Here is an 18256-nt window from a genome sequence, read left to right as displayed (position 1 = left end):
TCTTGTGTACACCGTCCAGTCGTCTTGGTCCCGCTGCGCGGGATCCTCGCCACCGTCCGATTCCCGCACCTGTCGGTACTGAGTCGCGTAGCCTGACCAATCGTGCGCAGTGTCGTAGTCGTCGGGGGCGGAATCGTCGGTCTGGCCGTGGCCCGGGAGCTGGCCGGGCGGGGGCTGGGCGTCACCGTGCTGGAGAAGGAGGCCGCCTGGGCCTCGCACCAGACCGGCCACAACTCGAACGTCGTCCACGCCGGGCTCTACTACAAGCCCGGCTCGTTCAAGGCGCGCATGTCCGTCGCCGGCAACCGGTCCATCGTGGACTTCGCCCGCGAGCACGGCGTGCCGGTCGAAGTCTGCGGGAAGCTCGTCGTCGCGACCGGCGAGGAGGAGATCCCGGCGCTCGACGTGCTGGCCGAGCGGGCCGTGGCCAACGGCGTGCCGGCGAGGCGGATCACGCCGGCTGAGGCCCGGGAGTACGAGCCCGAGGTCTCGTGTGTCGCCGCGCTGCGGGTCGAGTCCACCGGGATCATCGACTATCCCGGCGTCTGTGCCGCGCTGGTCCGGCTGCTCGGTGAGGCCGGCGCCGACCTACGGCTGAACAGTGCCGCGCTCGGGATTCGGGCCGGGCGCAACGGCGGTGTCGAGGTCGCGACCGCGGCCGGCATCGTCCGCGCCGACGTTCTGGTCAACTGCGCCGGCCTGCACTCCGATCGGGTGGCGCGGCTGGCCGGGCTGACGCCTTCGGCACAGATCGTGCCCTTCCGCGGCGAGTACTACGAGCTCCGGCCGGAGAGCCGCCACCTGGTCAAGGGCCTGATCTACCCGGTGCCGGATCCGACGCTGCCGTTCCTGGGCGTGCACCTCACGCGGATGCTCGACGGCAGCGTGCACGCCGGGCCGAACGCGGTGCTCGCCCTGCGTCGCGAGGGCTACCGCTGGACCGACTTCTCCGCGAAGGACGTCGCCGAGGTGGCGGCCTTCCCCGGGACGTGGCGGCTCGCCCGCAAGTACGCGATCCCGACGGGTCTGGACGAGGTCCGCCGCTCGTTCTCGAAGAGGCGGTTCGCCGCGAGCCTGGCCCGGCTGGTTCCGGCGGTCACCGAGGACGACATCGTGCGCCACGGCTCAGGCGTGCGTGCGCAGGCCATGCGCCGCGACGGCTCGCTGGTCGACGACTTCCTCATCGAGACCACGCGCGACCAGGTGCACGTCCTGAACGCGCCGTCGCCGGCCGCGACGAGCGCGCTGGAGATCGCCCGCCATATCGCGGACATCGTTTGAACCTGCGCATCACGGCTACAAGGGATGTCTGACCCCTACGAAGGGAGACGTCGTCATGTATGCCGGTGGTCTTCTCGCCACGTTGCTGATCCTTGGGATGATCTTTCTCGTGACCGCCCTGGCGGTGGTCATCTCCGAACCGCGCCACGTCGGGGCGCCGCGCACCCGCGAAGATCCCTCCGACATCACCCGTTCTCACTCAGGTGTGCGTCGGCGCCGCCGGTAGCGTGACGGTGACGCACACGCTCGTCGGAGCCGGCTGGGCCGGCTGATCTGGCTGGTCCGGCTGGTCCGACGACGGGAGGGTGACCGGGACGCAGACCTGCTGACCGGAGCCGCCCGACGGAGGGCTGCCGATGGTGACGCCGCCGCCGCTCTGCGGGAATGTCGAACCGTTCAACTTGCCGCCGGAGACCTTGAACTGCTGGCCGGAGATCGCGAACGAGATCTGATCCTGTTCCGTGAGGACTTGGTCGTCCGGTGGAGGCGTGATCGTGACCGGCTGGCCCCACTGACTGAAATGGAGCTCGGTGCGGCCAGAAGGTTGCTTGTCCGCGGTGGACTGGAAGACGATCTCGACCGGGAGGCCGGTGGCGTCGAGCCAGACATCGACGTGGCCGGCGGTGTCGCCGGCCAGGTCGCCGGTGAAGTGGGTCGCGGCGACGCCGTCGGCCGTGCCCGTCCCGGCCTGGGCGAACTTGCCCTTCGCCAGAACTTGCTTGACCAGCGCCGCCGGGTCGGACCTCAGCATGCCGAGAACCGGCGAGTTCTTCGGCAGGAGATCGGCCGCGTTCATCGCGAACCACGAGGCGTTCGGCTTGGCCTTGGAAGTGGCGTGGTAGCCCTTCGGTATCGACGTGTACAAGGTCGTGCCGTCGTAGAGGACGCGGGTGGGAACCATGTCCGCCGCATCGCTGAGCTTCACCGTCAGCTCGCCCTGCAAGGCGGGCGCGAAGACGACCGACCCGTCGACCGTTCCGGAGACACCTCCGGAGATCGCCCCGTGGACGTGGACGCTTTTCGCCGCGACGACTCGCGCGGCCGCGAACTGGATCGCTCCGCCGACGGACTTGTCCGGCCGCGCGGCGAGCCCGCTCCTGCTCGCGCATCCCGCGACCACCGCCACCGCGGTCGCCAGGCCGGCGGCCGCCGCGATGCCGTGGACCGTGCGCCTTCTGCGTCGCTGTGCACTGTGCCCTGGCACTGGCGTTCCCCCGGCTCATTGATCGCGAAGTCTCACTGCATCCTTGGATGACGCTCGTCGAGATTAGCGTTCAGCTCGTCTTCGCCGCATGCGAAGACCTACTCATCAGGGGAGCAGGTCACCGCCGCCGCTAGAATCCGGATCTTGTCAGCGGGTCGGGAACGCAGCAGGAATCGGGGAAGGCACAATGTCTGCAGAGCAGGGGTACGGCGCGCTCAGCGAGCCGTTGGCGCGGCAGCTGCACGAGCTCGTCCGGGCGGCCTTCGCGGCCGACGGATTGGAGGTCGCGTTCAAGGGGCAGATCGCGATCGACGGCGCCGGGCGCCTGTTCTGGCTACCGTCGCTGGTGGCCGATTGCGTGCGGACGCTGCCCGATACCGAATCCTGGCCGGTGCTGGTGCGGGAACGTGTGGCCGGCATGGTCCGCTCGATCAGTACTCTGAGCCGCCTCGAAGCGCACGGGCTGGAGCACGCACACAGCACCCTGATACCGATCCTGCTCGACGAGTCCGTCTTCGACGACCCCGGCCGGGTCGCGCACGCACAGGTCGTCGTGCCCGGCATCCGCCTGTTCACCGCGCTGAACCTGCCCGAAGGAGTCCACGTGCTGTCGGCCTCCGGTGAGGCCGACCTCGGCGGATCCCCGGTGGTTCGCCAGCGGGCGATGGAGAACCTTGCGAAGCTGGAGTTCCGGGGGCGTCACCTCGTGCAAAGCGAGGACGGTGGCCGCTTCCACCTGCTGATCGACGCCTCGCCCTACACCGCGAGCCTGGTGTCGGTGCTGAGCCAGCTGGCCGCGGCTCTGACCGGTCGTCCGCTGCCGCCGGAGGGTGCGCTGGTGGCGGTACCGACCAGGCAGCACCTGCTGGTCCACCCGCTTGAGGATCTATCGGTCTTCGCAGCCAGCCTCAACGCCATGGGCCAGTCCGCCCAGACCTTCTACGACCAGGCCGACGATCCGCTCTCGCCGTCGGTCTACTGGTGGCGGCCGCGCAAAGTCGTCCAGGTGACATCCGTCGAGAACGGCGAGCCGACGATCACCATCGACGAGGAGTTCCAAGCGGTCCTGGAACGCATGGAGGGCCGACCGGCGCCGCGGTCGGTGGAGGATCTGGTGAACTCGCCGGGGCTGGCTCAGGCCATGGTGGCGCGAGGGGAGGTCGAGCTCGACTTCGACCTCGTCCTCGAACTGTCCACCGGGCTGCTCGGCCGCGGAGACCTCGGCACCGCGCACATCGTCGCCGAACGGGCCGCCGCCTCCCACGACGCCAAAGTGCGCACCGCCGGCCAGATCGCGGCCGCGTTCCTCGACGCGGCCGAGGGCAAGACCGAGCGTGCGCTGTCGGAGCTGGAATCGGTTGCGGCATCAGCCGATCCGGACGTGCGGGCCGAGGCCGCGGCGCTGAGCGGGTTGATCCTGGAGCAGCAGAACCGCGTACGGGAAGCAGAGCAGCAGTACCGAATGGCGCTGGATACGCGGCGGCCAAGCGCGGTCGGCCAGGCGGCGCTCGGGCTGGCGCGCCTGCTGATACAGCGCGGAGACCACCCCGGGACCGTCGCGGCGCTGAAGGCGGCGCGTGAGTGCGGCGACCGAAAGTTGGCGGCGCAAGCAGCGACCGAGTTGGGAGCGGCTTGCGAGCAGTCGGGCGACATCGAAGGCGCGATCCGGTACTACCGAGAGGCCGTGGACTCCAGAGTTCCCGAGGTGGCGCCCCGCGCGGCGTTCTACTTCGGCGAGTTGTTGCGCGGGCGAGGAGAGCTGGAGGAGGCGCGAGAACTGCTGGAATCTGTGGCGACCGGCACGAGCGCTTTCGCGCCGGCGGCGGTGGTCCGTCTCGGGCTGCTGCACCTCAAGACCGGCGACCCGCGCGAGGCCGCCAACTGCTTCCGCGCGGCCGCGTACTCCACGGACCCCGACGCCGCCGCCCAGGGGCATCTGCACTTGGGCATCATGGCCGCTCAAGAGGGCTATGTGGAGCAGGCGCTCGACTTGCTGGAGACCGTCGGCCGCAGCGCCAACGGCCAGGTCCGAACGAGCGCGGCCGATGCCTTGCGACAACTGCGTGAGGCGAGGTAGCGGGTGTCAGTGAAGCGGGCCCAGCGATGAGTTTCCGCCGCCCCGCTCGTCTACACCCCCGACGGCAAGCACAACGGACGCCGGACCTCGGCCAAGGAGCAGATCATGAGCGAGACGACGAGTCAGACGACGAGCCAGACCACGAGCGAGACCATCACCGTCTCCGTGACCCGCGTCATCAACGCCACCTGCGACAAGGCGTGGCGTGCCGACACTGAGCCTGAGTACTTCGCGCAGTGGTTCGGCGCCAAGCCCGGTTCCGTCCGTGCCGACCTGCGCACCGGTGGAACGTGGAGCGCCGTCGTCACCCCCGGTGGGGAGGAGATCGAGCTGGAGGGCCGCTATGTCGAGGTCGTGGAGCACCGCCGCGTGGTGATGACGGTCCCCAACGGCCCCGAGACGCTCGAAGTGGCCGTCGACTTCGCCGACCTGGGCGGCGGCCGCACCGAGGTCACCTCCAGCACTCGCGTCGCCGCCGAGGCCAAGGAGATCGTCGAGCAGACCGCGGGCGCGATCCTCGCCGAAGTGGCCAAGATCGCCGAATCCCTCTGAGGACTTGCAACCTGAGGACTCGCAACAAGGTGCAGGCGGTACCCGTGCGGGTACCGCCTGCACCTGAAGCCGAACGAGCTCTACGTTCCGTACACCTCGAAGGACCACAGGGAGTAGCCCCATTGGGTGGCTCGGGTGGTGCCGTACATCCGGATGTAGCGGCCGGTGCCGTTCAAGCCGGTCAGGTCTTGGGTTCCGCCGGTGCCGGTTGTGGTGGAGTAGATCGTGGTCCAGGTGGTGGCGTCGTCGGAGACTTGGATTTGGAACGCGCTGGCGTACGCGGTCTCCCAGGACAGCTTGACCTCGGTGACGGTGTGGGTGGTGCCGAGGTCGACCTGCAGCCACTGCGGGTCGGAGTAGTCGCTCGACCAGCGGGTGGCGGGGTTGCCGTCGGTGGCCAGGTCCGGGGTGAAGCTGGTGCCGTTCTCCACCGAGGACGCCGTGGTCGGCTGACCGAGGGCCAGGTCGTGGGATTGCGGTTGCGAGCCCGGCCACAGCGGGTCGCGGCCGATCGCGTCCATGATGGGGACGAAGTCCGCGTAGGTCGTGGTGAGTTTGGGGGAGCCCCAGGTCATCTGGGCCAGGTCACGCAGCGGGTACTTCAGGTTCTCGGCGGTCTGGTCGACGGTCTCCGCTGACGGGTTGTCGCACCAGACGTGGATCAGGGAGCCGAGGTTCGCAGCGGGGTTGTCGATCGTGTGCGTGCTTTCGAACAGGTCGGGGTTCCAGGACTGGTACATCCACGTGGTGTTGGGTTTCGCGCCGCCGTAGACGTAGTAGGTGGGGGTCCAGGAGGCGTTGGCGACGGTGTGGCCGGCGTCGATGAGTTGCTGCGGGGTCAGGGCTCCGTTCGCCCAGAACTCGACGATGATGTCGGCGTTGGGGGTGATGGTGCCGTCACCGGAGCCGATCCCGTCGTTCCACATCCGCATGGTCTTCGGCGCGGTGGGGTTGCCGCGGACGAGGCTGTCGGCCCAGTTGACGAAGCCGTAGTAGGTGTCCTTCGCGGTGGCGTTCGGCCCGTAGTTCTGCTGCGCGTAGGCGAGTAGCTGGGGGTAGGCGCTGTAGTCGGTGACGTACTCGTCGGCGCCGAGGTGCCAGTACGGGCTGTTCGTGAACAACGGCAGGTACTCGTTGATCAGGTCGCTCATCAGGGTCCGTGCGCCGGGGATCGACAGGTCGATGTAGGAGCTGGAGGCGTTGCCGGAGGAGTCTTTGAGTCGGTAGTCATTGCCGATCGACAGTTCGCCGGACAGGATCGCGTCCGTGTGCCCGGGCATGTCGATCTCCGGCACGATCATGACGTGGTACTGGTTGCCCAGGGCGACGATGTCGGCGATGTCTTGCTTGGAGTAGTGCTGCGCCGAGGTGATCTCCGGGTGCGTATCGCTCTCCAGCCGGAACCCGTAGGTGTCGGACAGGTGCAGGTGCAGGTAGTTCATCTTCAGGTAGGACATGTCACGGATCTGGTTCTCGATCCAGCCGACGGGGAAGAAGTTCCGCCCGGTGTCGACCATCAGGCCCCGTTCCGATTTCGCGGGTGCGTCGGTGGCCGTCCCGGCAGTGATCGTCGGACTCTGGTGTAGCAACTGCAGCGCCGTGCGCGTGCCCCAGAACTCGCCGGTCGTGGTGCTGCCCTGGATCGAGATGCTGTCGCCGACCGTCATGGTGTAGCCCTCGGTCGGCTGGGACCCGCCGAGGGTCAGCGCGATGTCGCCCGGATTCGGCGTGCCCTGCGCCACTGCCACCGTACGGCCTTCGAGGGCTGACAGGTCGGTGGCGAACGTGTTCGCGTCACCGGACAGCTGGTCGGAGTACGCCGGATCGATGACGACCCGGCTGGCCGGCGTCCAGGCGAAGGAACCGGTTCCGGGTGACCAGGACTGGAGCGCGGGGACGGTCTGGGGGGTGGTGGAGGCGGCATGGGCGGCGGGAGTCGCCATGAGGAGGGTCGCCGGCGCTGTGCCGGCTGCGGCGAGGGACGCCGCGACGAGGAATCTGAGTGCTCGCATGTTCGGCCCTGAGTGTGAGAGCGGGTATGAGCGAAGGGCGAGAGGTGCCCGGTGGTCTATACCGTGAACCTTTGTGGTCTAGACCGCTACGGAGTGGTGGTGTGCAGTATTGAATGAGAGTCAGGTGACGTGCAACGGTCCGTTGCCTGCGAAGGGTAGATAGCGAGAATCGGGCACGGCGCAGCCATTTTTGGGCAAGGCGCTTTGCCGGAGGGGAACGCTGGAGCGTGCCCTCATCGACAGTCTGCTTCGCTCCAGCCGACTATCGGCTCACCTCTTCGCCGAGGCTGGCGAGCCGCTCAGCCCTTCGCGTCGCCGGCGTCCGCTGCGAATCGGATCGCGTCCTGGCTGGGCGGTGCTCCAAAGTGACGGCGGTACTCGCGGCTGAACTGCGAGGGACTGCTGTACCCCACGAGGCTTCCGATGCGTGCGACGTCCTTCGGATTCGCTGCCAGGAGAAGTCGGGCCTCTTGGAGCCTGATCTTCTTCTGGTACTGGATGGGAGTGGTTCCGGTGACGGCTTGGAAGTTCCGGTAGAAGGCGGAGGCGCTCAGCCCGATCAGGGCTGCGAGGTCCTCGACCTGGAACGGCTCCTTGTAGTTGTCCCGGATCCATCGCAGGGCCCTGGCGATGGGGGAGAGCCTGCTGTCGGTGAGCCCGATCTGGCGGACTGTCGCGCCGTGCTCGCTGGTGATCAGCCGCCAGATGATCTCGCGTTTGACCAGGGGGGCGAGCACGTCCCGGTCGCGTGGCTGGTCGAGCAGGCGGACCAGGCGGACTGAGGCGTCCAGGAGCGCGTCGGGGACGTCGCTGAAGGCGACGGGTGGTGGTGTGGCCGCGGTGTCGTTGTGCGCGACGGCGTCGGGGGCGGCTTGCAGCAGCAGTCCGGCGACCTCCGAAGAGTGCAGGAGCAGGCAAAGACCCAGGACCGGCCGCTCCGGAGTGGCGTCGATGAAATGGCACTTGAGGGGCATGGCGATCGAGGAGACCAGGTACTGGCCGGCCTGGAAGTGGTGCACGACGTCGTCGTACGCGAGGCGTTTCGCGCCTTGGGCGATCAAGGTCATGCGCGTTCCGGTGGCCGGCGGCAGCGACGTGTCCGCCTCTTCCCGGCCGATCAGCAGATCCTCGATGGCGGTCGTCGCGTCGTCGCGGGCGTGACGGGCCAGAAGAGTGCAAAGTTCGTCCAACGCCATGTCTAAGTATTGCATTTTCTGCGGCGAGCTACCTTACGTACCTGGTCGGACCTGGTCTTCTAAATGCGCGAGGATCAGGCAAGTGCCCGGGAGAATTGTTCTAACACCTTCGCCCGTCGCGCTGTTTGAATGGATTGGTTGTCGGCCTCGAACAATCGCGCCTCGGCAGGACGACCGAGTGGCCGATCGGGCAAACAACCCACCCGGGCAGGAACTCCGGGTGACTGTTTGAATACATACAGCGGCTGGCCGGGCCACCGAGGCGTTGCCGCCTGGGGCTTGTACGGTCCGCAGCCGTGTGGACGATCATCGAAAGGCTTGAACTATGACACGCCGTCTTGACGGAACCGTCGCCCTGGTCACCGGGGCCTCCAGCGGCATCGGCCAGGCGACCGCCGCCGAACTCGCCCGCGAAGGCGCGTCGGTGGCGTTGGTCGGCCAACGCGCCGACCGGCTGACCGACCTGGCCGCACAGATCACCGCCGCCGGCGGCAAGGCGCTGGCCCTGCCCACCGACGTCACCGACGCCGGCGCTGTCGCCGAGGCGGTCGAGCGGACCGCCGAGGAACTGGGCCGTTTGGACATCCTGGTCAACAACGCCGGCGTGATGCTGTTGGGACCGACCCCCGGTGCGGACCTGAACGACTGGCGGCGCATGGTCGACGTCAACCTCACCGGTCTGATGCACACCACCCACGCCGCGATTCCCCACCTGCTCAAGGCCGCCGGCGACGGGCCGCGCCAGGTCGCCGACATCGTCAACATCAGCTCGCTGAACGGCCGCACCGCCTTCGCCATGTCCGCCGTCTATAGCGCCACCAAGTTCGGCGTCAACGGCTTCACCGAAGCGCTGCGCCAGGAGCTGACCCGCCAGCACGTCCGCGTGGCCGTCGTCGAACCCGGCAGCGTCGACACCGAACTGCGCGCCCAGAACTCGCCGGCCGTCCAGCAGATGATCGCCGCCGGCCTGGGCGACATCGAACGGCTGCAGAGCCAGGACGTCGCCGACGCCATCGGCTACATCGTCACCCGCCCCCGGCACGTCACCGTCAACGAACTGCTCGTCCGCCCCACCGAACAGGCCTGAGCGCCGCGACCCACCGAAGGGGTCCACCATGGGCAAGATCCTCAACATCGTCACCAACCAGGGCACCTTCGGCGACACGGACAAGCCGACGGGGCTGTGGCTGGGCGAGCTGACGCACTTCTACGACCTGCTCGAAGCCCACGGATACGAGCAGGACATCGCCAGCCCCGCCGGCGGACGCTCGCCGCTGGAGCCCCGCTCGCTGGGCCGGTTCACCGCCGACCGAGCGGTGCGACGACGGCTTGAAGACCCGGCGTTCATGGCACGCCTGGAGAACACGCTGCACGCCGAGAACCTCACCTGGTCCGACTACGACGCCATCTACTTCACCGGCGGGCACGGCACCATGTGGGACTTCCGAGACGACCCCCACCTGCAGCGGCTCGCCCGCGACATGTTCGAGAACGGACGCATCGTCTCCAGCGTCTGCCACGGATACACCGCGCTGGCCGACCTCCGGCTCACCGACGGCGAGTACCTGGTCAAGGACAAGCGGATGACCGGATTCTCCTGGACCGAGGAGATCGTCGCAGGAGTCGCGAAGAAGGTCCCCTACAACGTCGAGGAAATCGTCAAACAACAAGGCGCCCGCTACGAGAAGGCCCGCCTGCCGCTGAAGTCGTTCACAGTCCGCGACGGCAACCTCATCACCGGCCAGAACCCCGGCTCCGCCCGGGCAGTCGCCGCCGACGTCCTCGACGCCCTCACTGGAAAGTGACGTCGAAGCCGTCCCGGACGGACGTGGTCGCGGCGGTGGCTCCGGAGGAGCGTCGACATCCTGCCGCGATCGACGTCGCTCAAGGAGTCACCCGCTCCCCGGCCGCCACCCCGGCACCGGCACCGAGGCGCGCAACACCCGGGTGTACTCGTCCGCGGGCGTGTCCAAAACCGCGCCGCAGTCCCCGGACTCCACCACGCGGCCGCGTCGTAGTACCACCACCGAGTCGCACAGGTGCCGCACCACCGCCAGGTCGTGCGAGATCAGCAGGTAGGCGATGCCGGTCGCGGTGCGGATGTCCACCAGCAGGTTCAGGATCTGCGCCTGGATCGACACGTCCAGCGCCGACACCGCCTCGTCCAGGATCAGCACCCGCGGGTCGGCGGCCAGCGCCCGGGCGATCGCGACGCGCTGCCGCTGTCCGCCGGACAGTTCGCGGGGGCGTGCCGATGCCTGACGCTCGTCGAAGCCGACCTGGTCCAGGAGTTCGGCCAGTCGGCCGGCGCGCGCCGGCCCCTCCAGGCCGCTGTGCGCCCGCAGCACCTCGTCGACGGCCGCGCGCACCGTCTGGCTCGGGTCCAGCGAGGTGTACGGGTCCTGAAACACGATCTGCAGCTCCCGGGCTCGGCGGCGGCGCTCGGCGGCGCTGCGGGCCGGGCGGGAGCGGTCGTGGCCGAGCGCCTCGATCCGGCCGGCGGTCGGCGTTTCGAGCCCGACCAGCATCCGGGCGGTCGTGGTCTTGCCGGATCCGGACTCGCCGACCAGGCCCAGCGAGCCGCCGGCCGGGACCGTGAACGAGACGTCGGACACCGCGGTGAAGACCGAGCGCCGGCCGTGCTTGTCGGCGACGCGGAAGTCCTTCGTCAGACCGCTGACCGCGATCGCGGGGCGGTTGTCGGCCGGGATCGGCGGGGTCCGCGGTTCAGACGACGGTTCAGACGACAGAGTGCTCATGGATCTCCTCCACCCGGTGGCAGCGGACCAGGCCACCCTGGAACGCCTCCAACCGCGGCCGGCTCGCCCGGCACGCGTCCTGCGCGAATGCGCACCGGCTGACGAACGCGCAGCCGGGCCCGGCCTCGAACGCCGACACCGGACGCCCCGGGATCGCCGTGAGCCGTTCGGCCCGCCGCTCGATCGCCGGCCGTGATCCCAGCAGCCCGATCGTGTACGGGTGCCGCGCGGTGTCGTGCAGCTCCCGCGCCGAGCGCACCTCCACCACGGAGCCGGCGTACATCACCGCCACCCGGTCGCACACCGCCAGCGCCAGGTCCAGGTCGTGGGTGATGAACACCATGCTCAGCGCCCGCTCGCGGCGCAGCCGGTCCAGGATGCCCACCACCTCGGCCTGGATCGTCACGTCCAGCGCGGTGGTCGGCTCGTCGGCCAGGATCAGCCGGGGCTCGGCGGCCAGCACCGAGGCGATCATGGCGCGCTGCAGCATGCCGCCGCTGAGCTCGTGCGGGTACTGCCGCAGCCGCCGCTCGGCGTCGTCGATGCCGACCGCGGCCAGCAGCTCCGCCGAGCGCCGCGCCGCCTCGCCCTTGGACACGCCGCGGTTCACCCGCAGCGCCTCGCCGACGAAGTCCCCGATCCGGTGCGTCGGGTTGATCGCGGCCCGCGGGTCCTGGAAGACCACGCCGACGTCCGAGTCGCGGAACGCCCGCAGCTCGGCCGGCCGCATCGCCAGCACGTCGCGTCCCTCGAACTCGACCGCGCCGCTCACCCGCGCGCCGTGCGGCAGCAGCCGGGTGATGGTGCGCACGGTCATCGACTTGCCGGACCCGGACTCGCCGACCAGCCCCAGCGCCTCGCCCTCGGCCAGGTCCAGGTTCAGGCCGGTCAGCACCGGCCGCATCCGGCCCTCGACATTCAGCGCCACGTCCACATCACGAAGCCGGAGCATCGGCCGCCCTCCTTTCCGATCCTGATCCGGAAACCCGTCCGAACAGCCGCCCGAACAACGGATGCGGCTCCGGACGCTCGCCGGAGATCCGCGCACCCAGCACCGTCAGCGACAGCACCGAGCCCACGATCAGCAACCCCGGCAGCAGCACCGGCGTCGAATAGCCCTTCAACAGCGCGTCGGTGTCGCTGACCATCACGCCCCAGTCCGCCGTCGGGGCCTGCACCGCCAGTCCCAGATACGACAGCGACGCCAGGTCCAGCAGCGCGTACCCGAACGCGATCGCGGCCTGCCCCAGCACCACCGGCGCGATGTTCCGCAGGATGTGCCGGACGCTGATCCGGAACACCCCGAAGCCCTGCACCGCCAGTGCGTCCACATACGGGCTGACCCGCTGCTGCCGCGCCGCCGCCCGCACGATCCGCGCCAGGAACGGCACGTACGCGATCGACAACGCCACCACCGCCGGTGTCAGCCCCGGGCCGAACAGCGCCACGGTCAGCACCGCCAGCAACAGCCCCGGCAGCGCGTACACCAGGTCCAGCACCCGGGCGACCGCGGAGTCGACGACGCCGCCGTACCAGGCGCCGAGCAGCGCCAGTGGGATCCCGATCGCCATCGACACGCCGACGACCAGCGCCGGGCCCAGCAGTGAGGTGCGCGTCCCGTACAGCAGCCGGGACAGGATGTCGCGGCCGATGCCGTCGGTGCCCAGCAGGTGGCTCGCCGAAGAGCCCTGATAGTTGTTCAGCAGGTCGCCGGTGTTCGGGTCGGCCGGAGCCAGCACCGAGGCGAACACCGCCGCCAGGACCATCAGCAGCAGGAACAGCGCGGCCAGCGTGCCGGACGGACCGAGCCACTTGTAGACGGCCCGGATCCGGCCCTGCTTCTTGTTCCTCACGCCGCACCTCCCGCCGTCTTCAACCGCGGATCGACCAGGCCCTGGACCAGATCCGTCACCGCGTTGGCCACCACGAACGCCGCAACCAGCAGCAGCGCCACCGCCTGCACCACCGGGAAGTCCTTCTGCGCCACCGACTGGATCGTCAGCCGCCCGATCCCCGGCACCCCGAACGCCGACTCGACGATCAGCGTCGAGGCGAACAGCCCGGCCACCTGCAGCCCGATCACCGTGACGATCGGCGGCAGCGCGTTGCGCAGCACGTGCCGCCGGATCACGTGCCGTCGCGGCAGCCCGCGGGCCGTCGCCGTCTGCACGTGTTCCTTGGCCAACTGCTCCCGCATCGCGTTGCGCGTCACCCGCGCCAGGAACCCGCACGAGATCAGCGCCATCGCCGCCGCCGGCAGGACCAGACTGTCGATCCGCCCCCAGAACCCGTTCTCGACCCCCGAGGCCGGGAACCAGCCGAGCTTCACCGCGAACGTCGAGATCAGCAGGGCGGAGGCGACGAACGGCGGCACCGTCACCGACACCGACGTGTAGACGTTCACCGCCGAGTCCACGAACCCCGGCTTCAACGCCGCCGCGACCCCCAGCGTCAGGCCCAGCACCGCGATCATCAGCGCGGCCAGGACCACCAGGGTCACGGTCGTCGCCAGCCCCGCTCCGACCCGGTCGGACACCTGCTGGTCCGTGACCATCGACCGCCCGAAGTCGCCGTGCAGCGCCCCGGTCAGCCAGTCCCAGTACCGCACCGGCAGCGGATCGTCCAGGTGCAGCTGGTGCCGCACCGCCGCCCGCGCCGCGGGCGAGGGCGTCCGGTTCCCGAACACGATGTTCTCCGGGCTCCCCGGCGCGAGGTACAGCGAGGAGAAGATCAGCATGCTGGCCAGCAGCAGCGTCACCCCCAGCCCGCCGAGCCTGCGGATCAGGAATCGGACCGTCACGGCGCGCCCACCGCCGCGCCCCACGCGTAGGACATGTACGAGAACGTCAGCGGCGCCCCGGTCACCTTCGTGTTCTGCCACACCAGCGCCCGCGGCGCCACGATCGGGATCCACGGCAGGTCCTGCATCGCCTGGGCCTGGGCCTGCACCGCGAAGTTCGCCCGCTGGATCAGGTCGTCAGTGCCCTGTGCCTTCTGTACCGCGCTCTCCACGGTGGCGTTCTCGTACCCGTTGAAGTTCTGCACGCCGCTCTTGGTCGCGTAGCTGGCGTACATCGTCGAGACGTCGGGGAACTCCAGGTAGTTCAGCGTCAGGAAGCCGTCGTAGTCGGCGCGCGCTTTCGGATCGGTGAACAGGTTGCCGTACTGCTGCGGCGGCAGGGCCACGATCTTCATGGTCAGGCCGATGGCGTTGCCGGTCTGCTGGAGCACCTGCGCCAGCTGCGCGAACGTGGAACCGTCGGCGGAGTAGGCGACGGTGACTGTCTTGCTCTTGGCGCCGGCCTGATTCACCAGGTCCGCCGCCTTCTTCAGGTCCGGGGTGACCTTCAGCTTGTCGTAGGCGGCCTGGTAGACGGCCTTCACCGGGTCCGGCTGGGTGTCGAAGAAGCCGGGGCCTGCCACCGCGTACAGCGGATCGGCGGCGCCGGCGAAGATCGACCCGGCGATGCCGGCGCGGTCGATGGCCAGCGACAGCGCCTGCCGGACCGCCGGGTCCTTCAGGCCGCCGTCGAGCTTGGAGACGATCAGGTCCACGTTCTGCGTGGTCGAGCCCTCGCCGCCGACGTACAGCTTGCCGTTCGTGGCCTTCTGCAGCGTCGGCACCACGTTGACCGGCAGGTCGAACGCGCCCTCGATGGTGCCCTGGGTCAGGCCGTTGGAGAAGCTCTGCGGGTCTTGGGGGAAGGTGAACGTCAGCTTGCCGACCTTGGCGGCGTGCGTCGGGTCCCAGTAGTTCGGGTCCTTCTTCAGCACCAGCGAGTTGGTGCCGTCGAACGACTCGACGGTGAACGGCCCGGAGCACACCAGCTTGCCGGTCGCGCTGCCGAAGTTCTGCCCGGCGGCCACCGTGTTCGCCTTCTCCACGATCGCGCCGGCCAGGATGCCCATGTTGTGGATGAACACGTAGTTCGGCTGTGACAGTGTGATCGTCACCTGACTCGGCCCGGTCGCGCCGATGTCGGTGACCTGGTTGTAGGAGTCCGCGTAGTTCGAGGCGACGTTCGGGTCCAGGTTGCGCTTGAGACTGAACACCACGTCGTCGGCCGTGACCGGCTTGCCGTCGCTGAAGTGCGCCGACGGGTCGAGGTCGAACACGATGTGGGTGCCGTCGACCTGCTGCCAGGACTTCGCCAGCCCCGGGGCGAGAGAGTAGTCCGGATTGGTGCGCAGAAGCGGCTCGCAGACGTTGCCCAGGATCGTCTCCTCCGGATAGTCCGCGGTCTTCAGCGGGTCCAGCGAGTACGGCGCGCGGTAGTCGCCGGACCAGGTCACGGCGTCGAGCGGGCCGGTGGCGGTGCCGGTGGTCAGCTCGTTGGTGGAGATGTTCGCGCTCGGGGCGGCCTGCTTGGTGCCGCTGCTCTTGCCGGAGCAGCCGGACAGAGCCAGCGACGCGGCGGCGGTGACGGCCAGGGGCACGGCCAGGCGGGCCGGTATGCGGTTCATGGCGGTGCTGTCCTTTCTTGAGGGGAAGAAGTGGACGTGCTGACTACTCGGCGCCGTAGACCTGGACGCCCTCCACGAACGTCCGCAGCACCGTGGCGTCGCCGATCTCGTGCGCCGGGCCGTCGAACGGGTCGCGGTCCAGCAGCGCCAGGTCCGCGTACTTGCCGACCTGGATCGAACCGGTGACGTCGTCGATCTGGTTCACGTAGGCCGTTCCGGCCGTGTACGCCGCGACGGCCTGGCCGAGATCGAGCCGCTCGGCCGGGTAGAACACCTTGCGCGCCGCGAACTCTTCAGCCGACAGTCCCGGCTCCACCCGGTTCACCGCCGTGTGAATCCCCCACAGTGGGTTCGGCGAGGACACCGACCAGTCCGAGCCGGCCGCGATCGTCGCCCCGGCACGGCTGAGCGAGCCGAACGGGTACTGCCAGGCCGCGCGCTCCTCGCCGAGGAAGGGAATGGTCAGTTCGTCCATCGCCGGTTCGTGCGCCGCCCACAGCGGCTGGATGTTCGCCGTCGCGCCGAGCCGGCGGAAGCGCTGGATGTCGTCCGGGTGCACGACCTGCAGGTGGGCCAGGTGGTGACGTCCGCCGGGGCCGTTCGCGGCGCGCGCGGCCTCCACCGCGTCCAGCGCGCTGCGCACGGCGCGGTCGCCGAGGGCGTGGAAATGGACCTGGAAGCCCGCGGCGTCGAGTTCGGCGACGTAGGACTTGAGCTTGTCCGGGTCGATGAAGGTCAGGCCGGTGTTGTCGGTGGTGCAGCCGCAGCCGTCCAGGTAGGGGTCGAGCAGCGCGGCGGTGTGGTTCTCCGCGACGCCGTCGAGCATCATCTTCACGGTGCGGGCCCGGAACCGGCCGTGCCCGGCCTCCTCGCGCCGGGCGCGGAACAGTTCCAACTGCTCCATGCCGCTCTCGCGATCCCACCACAGTGCCCCGGCGACGCGAGCGGTCAGGGCGCCGGAGCGGGAGGCGTCCAGGTACGGCGCGTAGACGTCGGCGGGGCCCAGGCCGGCGCCGACTCCGGCGTCCTGCCACGCGGTGATTCCGAAGGAGTGCAGGTACGCCTGGCCGGCCAGGAGGCCGTCGGCCAGTTCCTGGGCGGTCGGCGGTGGGACGTGCGCGGCCACCAGCGCCATCGCGCCTTCTTGCAGGCATCCGTTGGGCTCGCCGTGGGCGTCGCGTTCAATCCGGCCGTCGAAGGGGTCCGGGGTGTCGCGCGTGATCCCGCAGACCTCCAGCGCTTTGCTGTTGACCCACATGCCGTGGCCGTCGCGGTTCGGCAGTGCCACTGGCCGGTCCGGGACCACGGCGTCGAGCAGGTCTTTCGTCGGCATGCCGCCGGGGAAGGCATCCATGCTCCAGCCGCCGCCGCGGATCCATGCGGCCTGCGGATTGCGTGCCGCGAAGTCGGCGACGGCGGCCACGAACTCCTCGGCGGTGTGCAGCTCGTGCAGGTCGCACTGGCGCAGTGTGGTGCCGCCGAGGACGGGGTGCACGTGCGCGTCCTGGAAGCCCGGGAGCAGGAGCTTGCCGGCCAGGTCCACGACCTCGGTGTCCGGGCCGATCAGGTCCTTCACGTCGCGCTCCCGCCCGACCGCGGTGATCCGGCCGCCGGCCACCGCCACCGCCGAGGCCCAGGACCGGGCCGGGTCGACGGTGAACACCGGGCCGCCGGTGAAGACGAGGTCTGCGAACGAGGAAGGGGACACCGGTCCTCCAAGGAAGTTCGAAAGGAATTCCCGTGAGCTGCGCCACGGCGTGCGTCGTGGGGAGTAGCAAAACTCATGACAGTGCCCCTGTCAATGCCATTGACAACGCGGTCGCCGCTACGATGTGATCGCTGCACCCCTGACTCTTGATCCCTGATCCCTGATCCCTGACCGCTGACCGCTGACCGCCGATACCGTGCTGAACGGAGACACCGCGATGCCGCGCGCCGCGACCGAGTCCGAGCCCGAGTCCACCGGCTCCACTGGCTCCACCGGCTCCAGAAAGGGCGGCGGCCGCCGCCGCGCGGCGTTGTCCCGCGAGGTGATCATCGAGGCCGCGCTGAACATCGGCTCCCGGGAGGGCGGTTCGGCGCTGACGTTCAGCCGCCTGGGCAAGGAGCTGGGTGCCGACCCGACCAGCGTCTACCGGCATTTCCGCGACAAGGACGAGCTGGTGGTGGCGCTCACCGACCGGATGGTCACCGAGTCCGTGGAGCGGATGGCCGGGCTCGCGCCGCAGGAGGTCGGCTGGCGCGAGTGGCTGCGGCGGATCGCGCAGTCGGTCCGCTCGGTGTACCTGGACCGGCCGGCGATCGCGGTGCTGGCCGCCAGCCGCACGGCCGCCAGCAAGTCCGAGACCGAGAGCGTGGAGCAGATCATCGGGGTACTGCACAGTGCCGGGCTGCCGGTGGTCGAGGCGGCCGAGGTCTACCGCGCGTTGTTGGACCTGACGCTGGCCTTCACCCAGTACAGCGCCGCGTGGTCACTGCTGGATCCCGAGTATCAGAACCGCGACGAGCAGGCCTGGGCCGTCGGCTACGCCACCCTGCCGGCCGAGCGGTTCCCGCTGGTGCACGCCAGCGCCGCCCGGCTGCTGGAGCTGACCAGGGATGACGCCGCCGTGTTCGAATACACGCTGGGGCTGTTCCTGGACGGCGTGCAGGCGCGGGTGACCGCCCGGGAGGCGTCCGCCATCTGAGGGCGGGACGCGCGGCGAGTACGG

The 18256-nt window shown here is 69.5% G+C and carries 15 protein-coding genes; 6 read left to right on the top strand and 9 right to left on the bottom strand.

All coding sequences use genetic code 11. From position 1 onward, the window contains the following. Positions 1 to 102: 102 nt before the first annotated feature. Complete coding sequence (lhgO, locus tag ABH935_RS17440; RefSeq protein ID WP_370378938.1) at positions 103 to 1281, top strand: L-2-hydroxyglutarate oxidase; 1179 nt, start codon at positions 103 to 105, stop codon at positions 1279 to 1281. 199 nt (positions 1282 to 1480) lie between these two features. Here the strand turns inward: lhgO and ABH935_RS17435 are convergent, their stop codons facing one another. After that, entirely contained in the window at positions 1481 to 2485 is a 1005-nt protein-coding gene (locus ABH935_RS17435) for an LppX_LprAFG lipoprotein (protein WP_370378937.1), read from the bottom strand. A 187-nt stretch (positions 2486 to 2672) separates the two neighbouring features. Between ABH935_RS17435 and ABH935_RS17430 the strand changes: the two genes are divergently transcribed. Then, on the top strand, positions 2673 to 4562 hold the full coding sequence (locus ABH935_RS17430) for a tetratricopeptide repeat protein (RefSeq protein ID WP_370378936.1): 1890 nt from the start codon (positions 2673 to 2675) through the stop codon (positions 4560 to 4562). Positions 4563 to 4667: 105 nt separating this feature from the next. After that, on the top strand, positions 4668 to 5114 hold the full coding sequence (locus ABH935_RS17425; RefSeq protein ID WP_370378935.1) for an SRPBCC domain-containing protein: 447 nt from the start codon (positions 4668 to 4670) through the stop codon (positions 5112 to 5114). A gap of 80 nt (positions 5115 to 5194) precedes the next feature. Here ABH935_RS17425 and ABH935_RS17420 read toward each other — a convergent pair whose 3' ends face one another. Then, positions 5195 to 7126: a family 20 glycosylhydrolase gene (locus tag ABH935_RS17420; protein WP_370378934.1), complete on the bottom strand. Its 1932-nt coding sequence runs from the start codon at positions 7124 to 7126 to the stop codon at positions 5195 to 5197. Between the two features lie 299 nt (positions 7127 to 7425). After that, positions 7426 to 8322: an AraC family transcriptional regulator N-terminal domain-containing protein gene (locus ABH935_RS17415; RefSeq protein WP_370378933.1), complete on the bottom strand. Its 897-nt coding sequence runs from the start codon at positions 8320 to 8322 to the stop codon at positions 7426 to 7428. Positions 8323 to 8647: 325 nt separating this feature from the next. Between ABH935_RS17415 and ABH935_RS17410 the strand changes: the two genes are divergently transcribed. Next, complete coding sequence (locus tag ABH935_RS17410; protein ID WP_370378932.1) at positions 8648 to 9409, top strand: SDR family NAD(P)-dependent oxidoreductase; 762 nt, start codon at positions 8648 to 8650, stop codon at positions 9407 to 9409. Between the two features lie 28 nt (positions 9410 to 9437). Continuing rightward, the gene (locus ABH935_RS17405) at positions 9438 to 10127 is read left to right on the top strand and encodes a type 1 glutamine amidotransferase domain-containing protein (RefSeq protein WP_370378931.1); all 690 of its coding nucleotides are present in this window, start codon (positions 9438 to 9440) and stop codon (positions 10125 to 10127) included. 87 nt (positions 10128 to 10214) lie between these two features. Here the strand turns inward: ABH935_RS17405 and ABH935_RS17400 are convergent, their stop codons facing one another. From ABH935_RS17400 to ABH935_RS17375, 6 genes are read right to left on the bottom strand one after another with little or no spacing between them, the layout of a single operon-like run. Beyond that, complete coding sequence (locus ABH935_RS17400; RefSeq protein WP_370378930.1) at positions 10215 to 11081, bottom strand: ABC transporter ATP-binding protein; 867 nt, start codon at positions 11079 to 11081, stop codon at positions 10215 to 10217. Then, entirely contained in the window at positions 11062 to 12033 is a 972-nt protein-coding gene (locus ABH935_RS17395; protein WP_370378929.1) for an ABC transporter ATP-binding protein, read from the bottom strand. Before ABH935_RS17395 ends, ABH935_RS17400 begins: the two co-directional genes overlap by 20 nt. Beyond that, positions 12017 to 12934, bottom strand: coding sequence for an ABC transporter permease (locus ABH935_RS17390; protein ID WP_370378928.1), 918 nt, complete (start codon positions 12932 to 12934; stop codon positions 12017 to 12019). Before ABH935_RS17390 ends, ABH935_RS17395 begins: the two co-directional genes overlap by 17 nt. Beyond that, complete coding sequence (locus ABH935_RS17385; protein WP_370378927.1) at positions 12931 to 13881, bottom strand: ABC transporter permease; 951 nt, start codon at positions 13879 to 13881, stop codon at positions 12931 to 12933. The genes ABH935_RS17390 and ABH935_RS17385 overlap by 4 nt, the downstream gene beginning before the upstream one ends. Then, positions 13878 to 15545, bottom strand: coding sequence for an ABC transporter substrate-binding protein (locus ABH935_RS17380; protein WP_370378926.1), 1668 nt, complete (start codon positions 15543 to 15545; stop codon positions 13878 to 13880). The genes ABH935_RS17385 and ABH935_RS17380 overlap by 4 nt, the downstream gene beginning before the upstream one ends. Positions 15546 to 15588: 43 nt before the next feature. Continuing rightward, the gene (locus ABH935_RS17375) at positions 15589 to 17253 is read right to left on the bottom strand and encodes an amidohydrolase (RefSeq protein ID WP_370378925.1); all 1665 of its coding nucleotides are present in this window, start codon (positions 17251 to 17253) and stop codon (positions 15589 to 15591) included. Positions 17254 to 17449: 196 nt separating this feature from the next. Here ABH935_RS17375 and ABH935_RS17370 point away from each other — a divergent pair, with 196 nt between their 5' ends. Then, positions 17450 to 18232: a TetR/AcrR family transcriptional regulator gene (locus ABH935_RS17370; protein ID WP_370378924.1), complete on the top strand. Its 783-nt coding sequence runs from the start codon at positions 17450 to 17452 to the stop codon at positions 18230 to 18232. Positions 18233 to 18256: the final 24 nt, after the last annotated feature.

It is taken from the genome of Catenulispora sp. GAS73, assembly GCF_041262085.1.
Lineage (GTDB): Bacteria > Actinomycetota > Actinomycetes > Streptomycetales > Catenulisporaceae > Catenulispora.
This window is presented reverse-complemented; position numbering and strand designations above follow the sequence as displayed.

What these genes read in the sequence shown, in the direction of transcription:
- ABH935_RS17430 (WP_370378936.1), top strand. Translation starts at nt 2,673, where the DNA reads ATGTCTGCAGAGCAGGGGTACGGCGCGCTCAGCGAGCCGTTGGCGCGG.
- ABH935_RS17425 (WP_370378935.1), top strand. Translation starts at nt 4,668, where the DNA reads ATGAGCGAGACGACGAGTCAGACGACGAGCCAGACCACGAGCGAGACC.
- ABH935_RS17420 (WP_370378934.1), bottom strand. Translation starts at nt 7,126, where the DNA reads ATGCGAGCACTCAGATTCCTCGTCGCGGCGTCCCTCGCCGCAGCCGGC.
- ABH935_RS17415 (WP_370378933.1), bottom strand. Translation starts at nt 8,322, where the DNA reads ATGGCGTTGGACGAACTTTGCACTCTTCTGGCCCGTCACGCCCGCGAC.
- ABH935_RS17410 (WP_370378932.1), top strand. Translation starts at nt 8,648, where the DNA reads ATGACACGCCGTCTTGACGGAACCGTCGCCCTGGTCACCGGGGCCTCC.
- ABH935_RS17405 (WP_370378931.1), top strand. Translation starts at nt 9,438, where the DNA reads ATGGGCAAGATCCTCAACATCGTCACCAACCAGGGCACCTTCGGCGAC.
- ABH935_RS17400 (WP_370378930.1), bottom strand. Translation starts at nt 11,081, where the DNA reads ATGAGCACTCTGTCGTCTGAACCGTCGTCTGAACCGCGGACCCCGCCG.
- ABH935_RS17395 (WP_370378929.1), bottom strand. Translation starts at nt 12,033, where the DNA reads ATGCTCCGGCTTCGTGATGTGGACGTGGCGCTGAATGTCGAGGGCCGG.
- ABH935_RS17380 (WP_370378926.1), bottom strand. Translation starts at nt 15,545, where the DNA reads ATGAACCGCATACCGGCCCGCCTGGCCGTGCCCCTGGCCGTCACCGCC.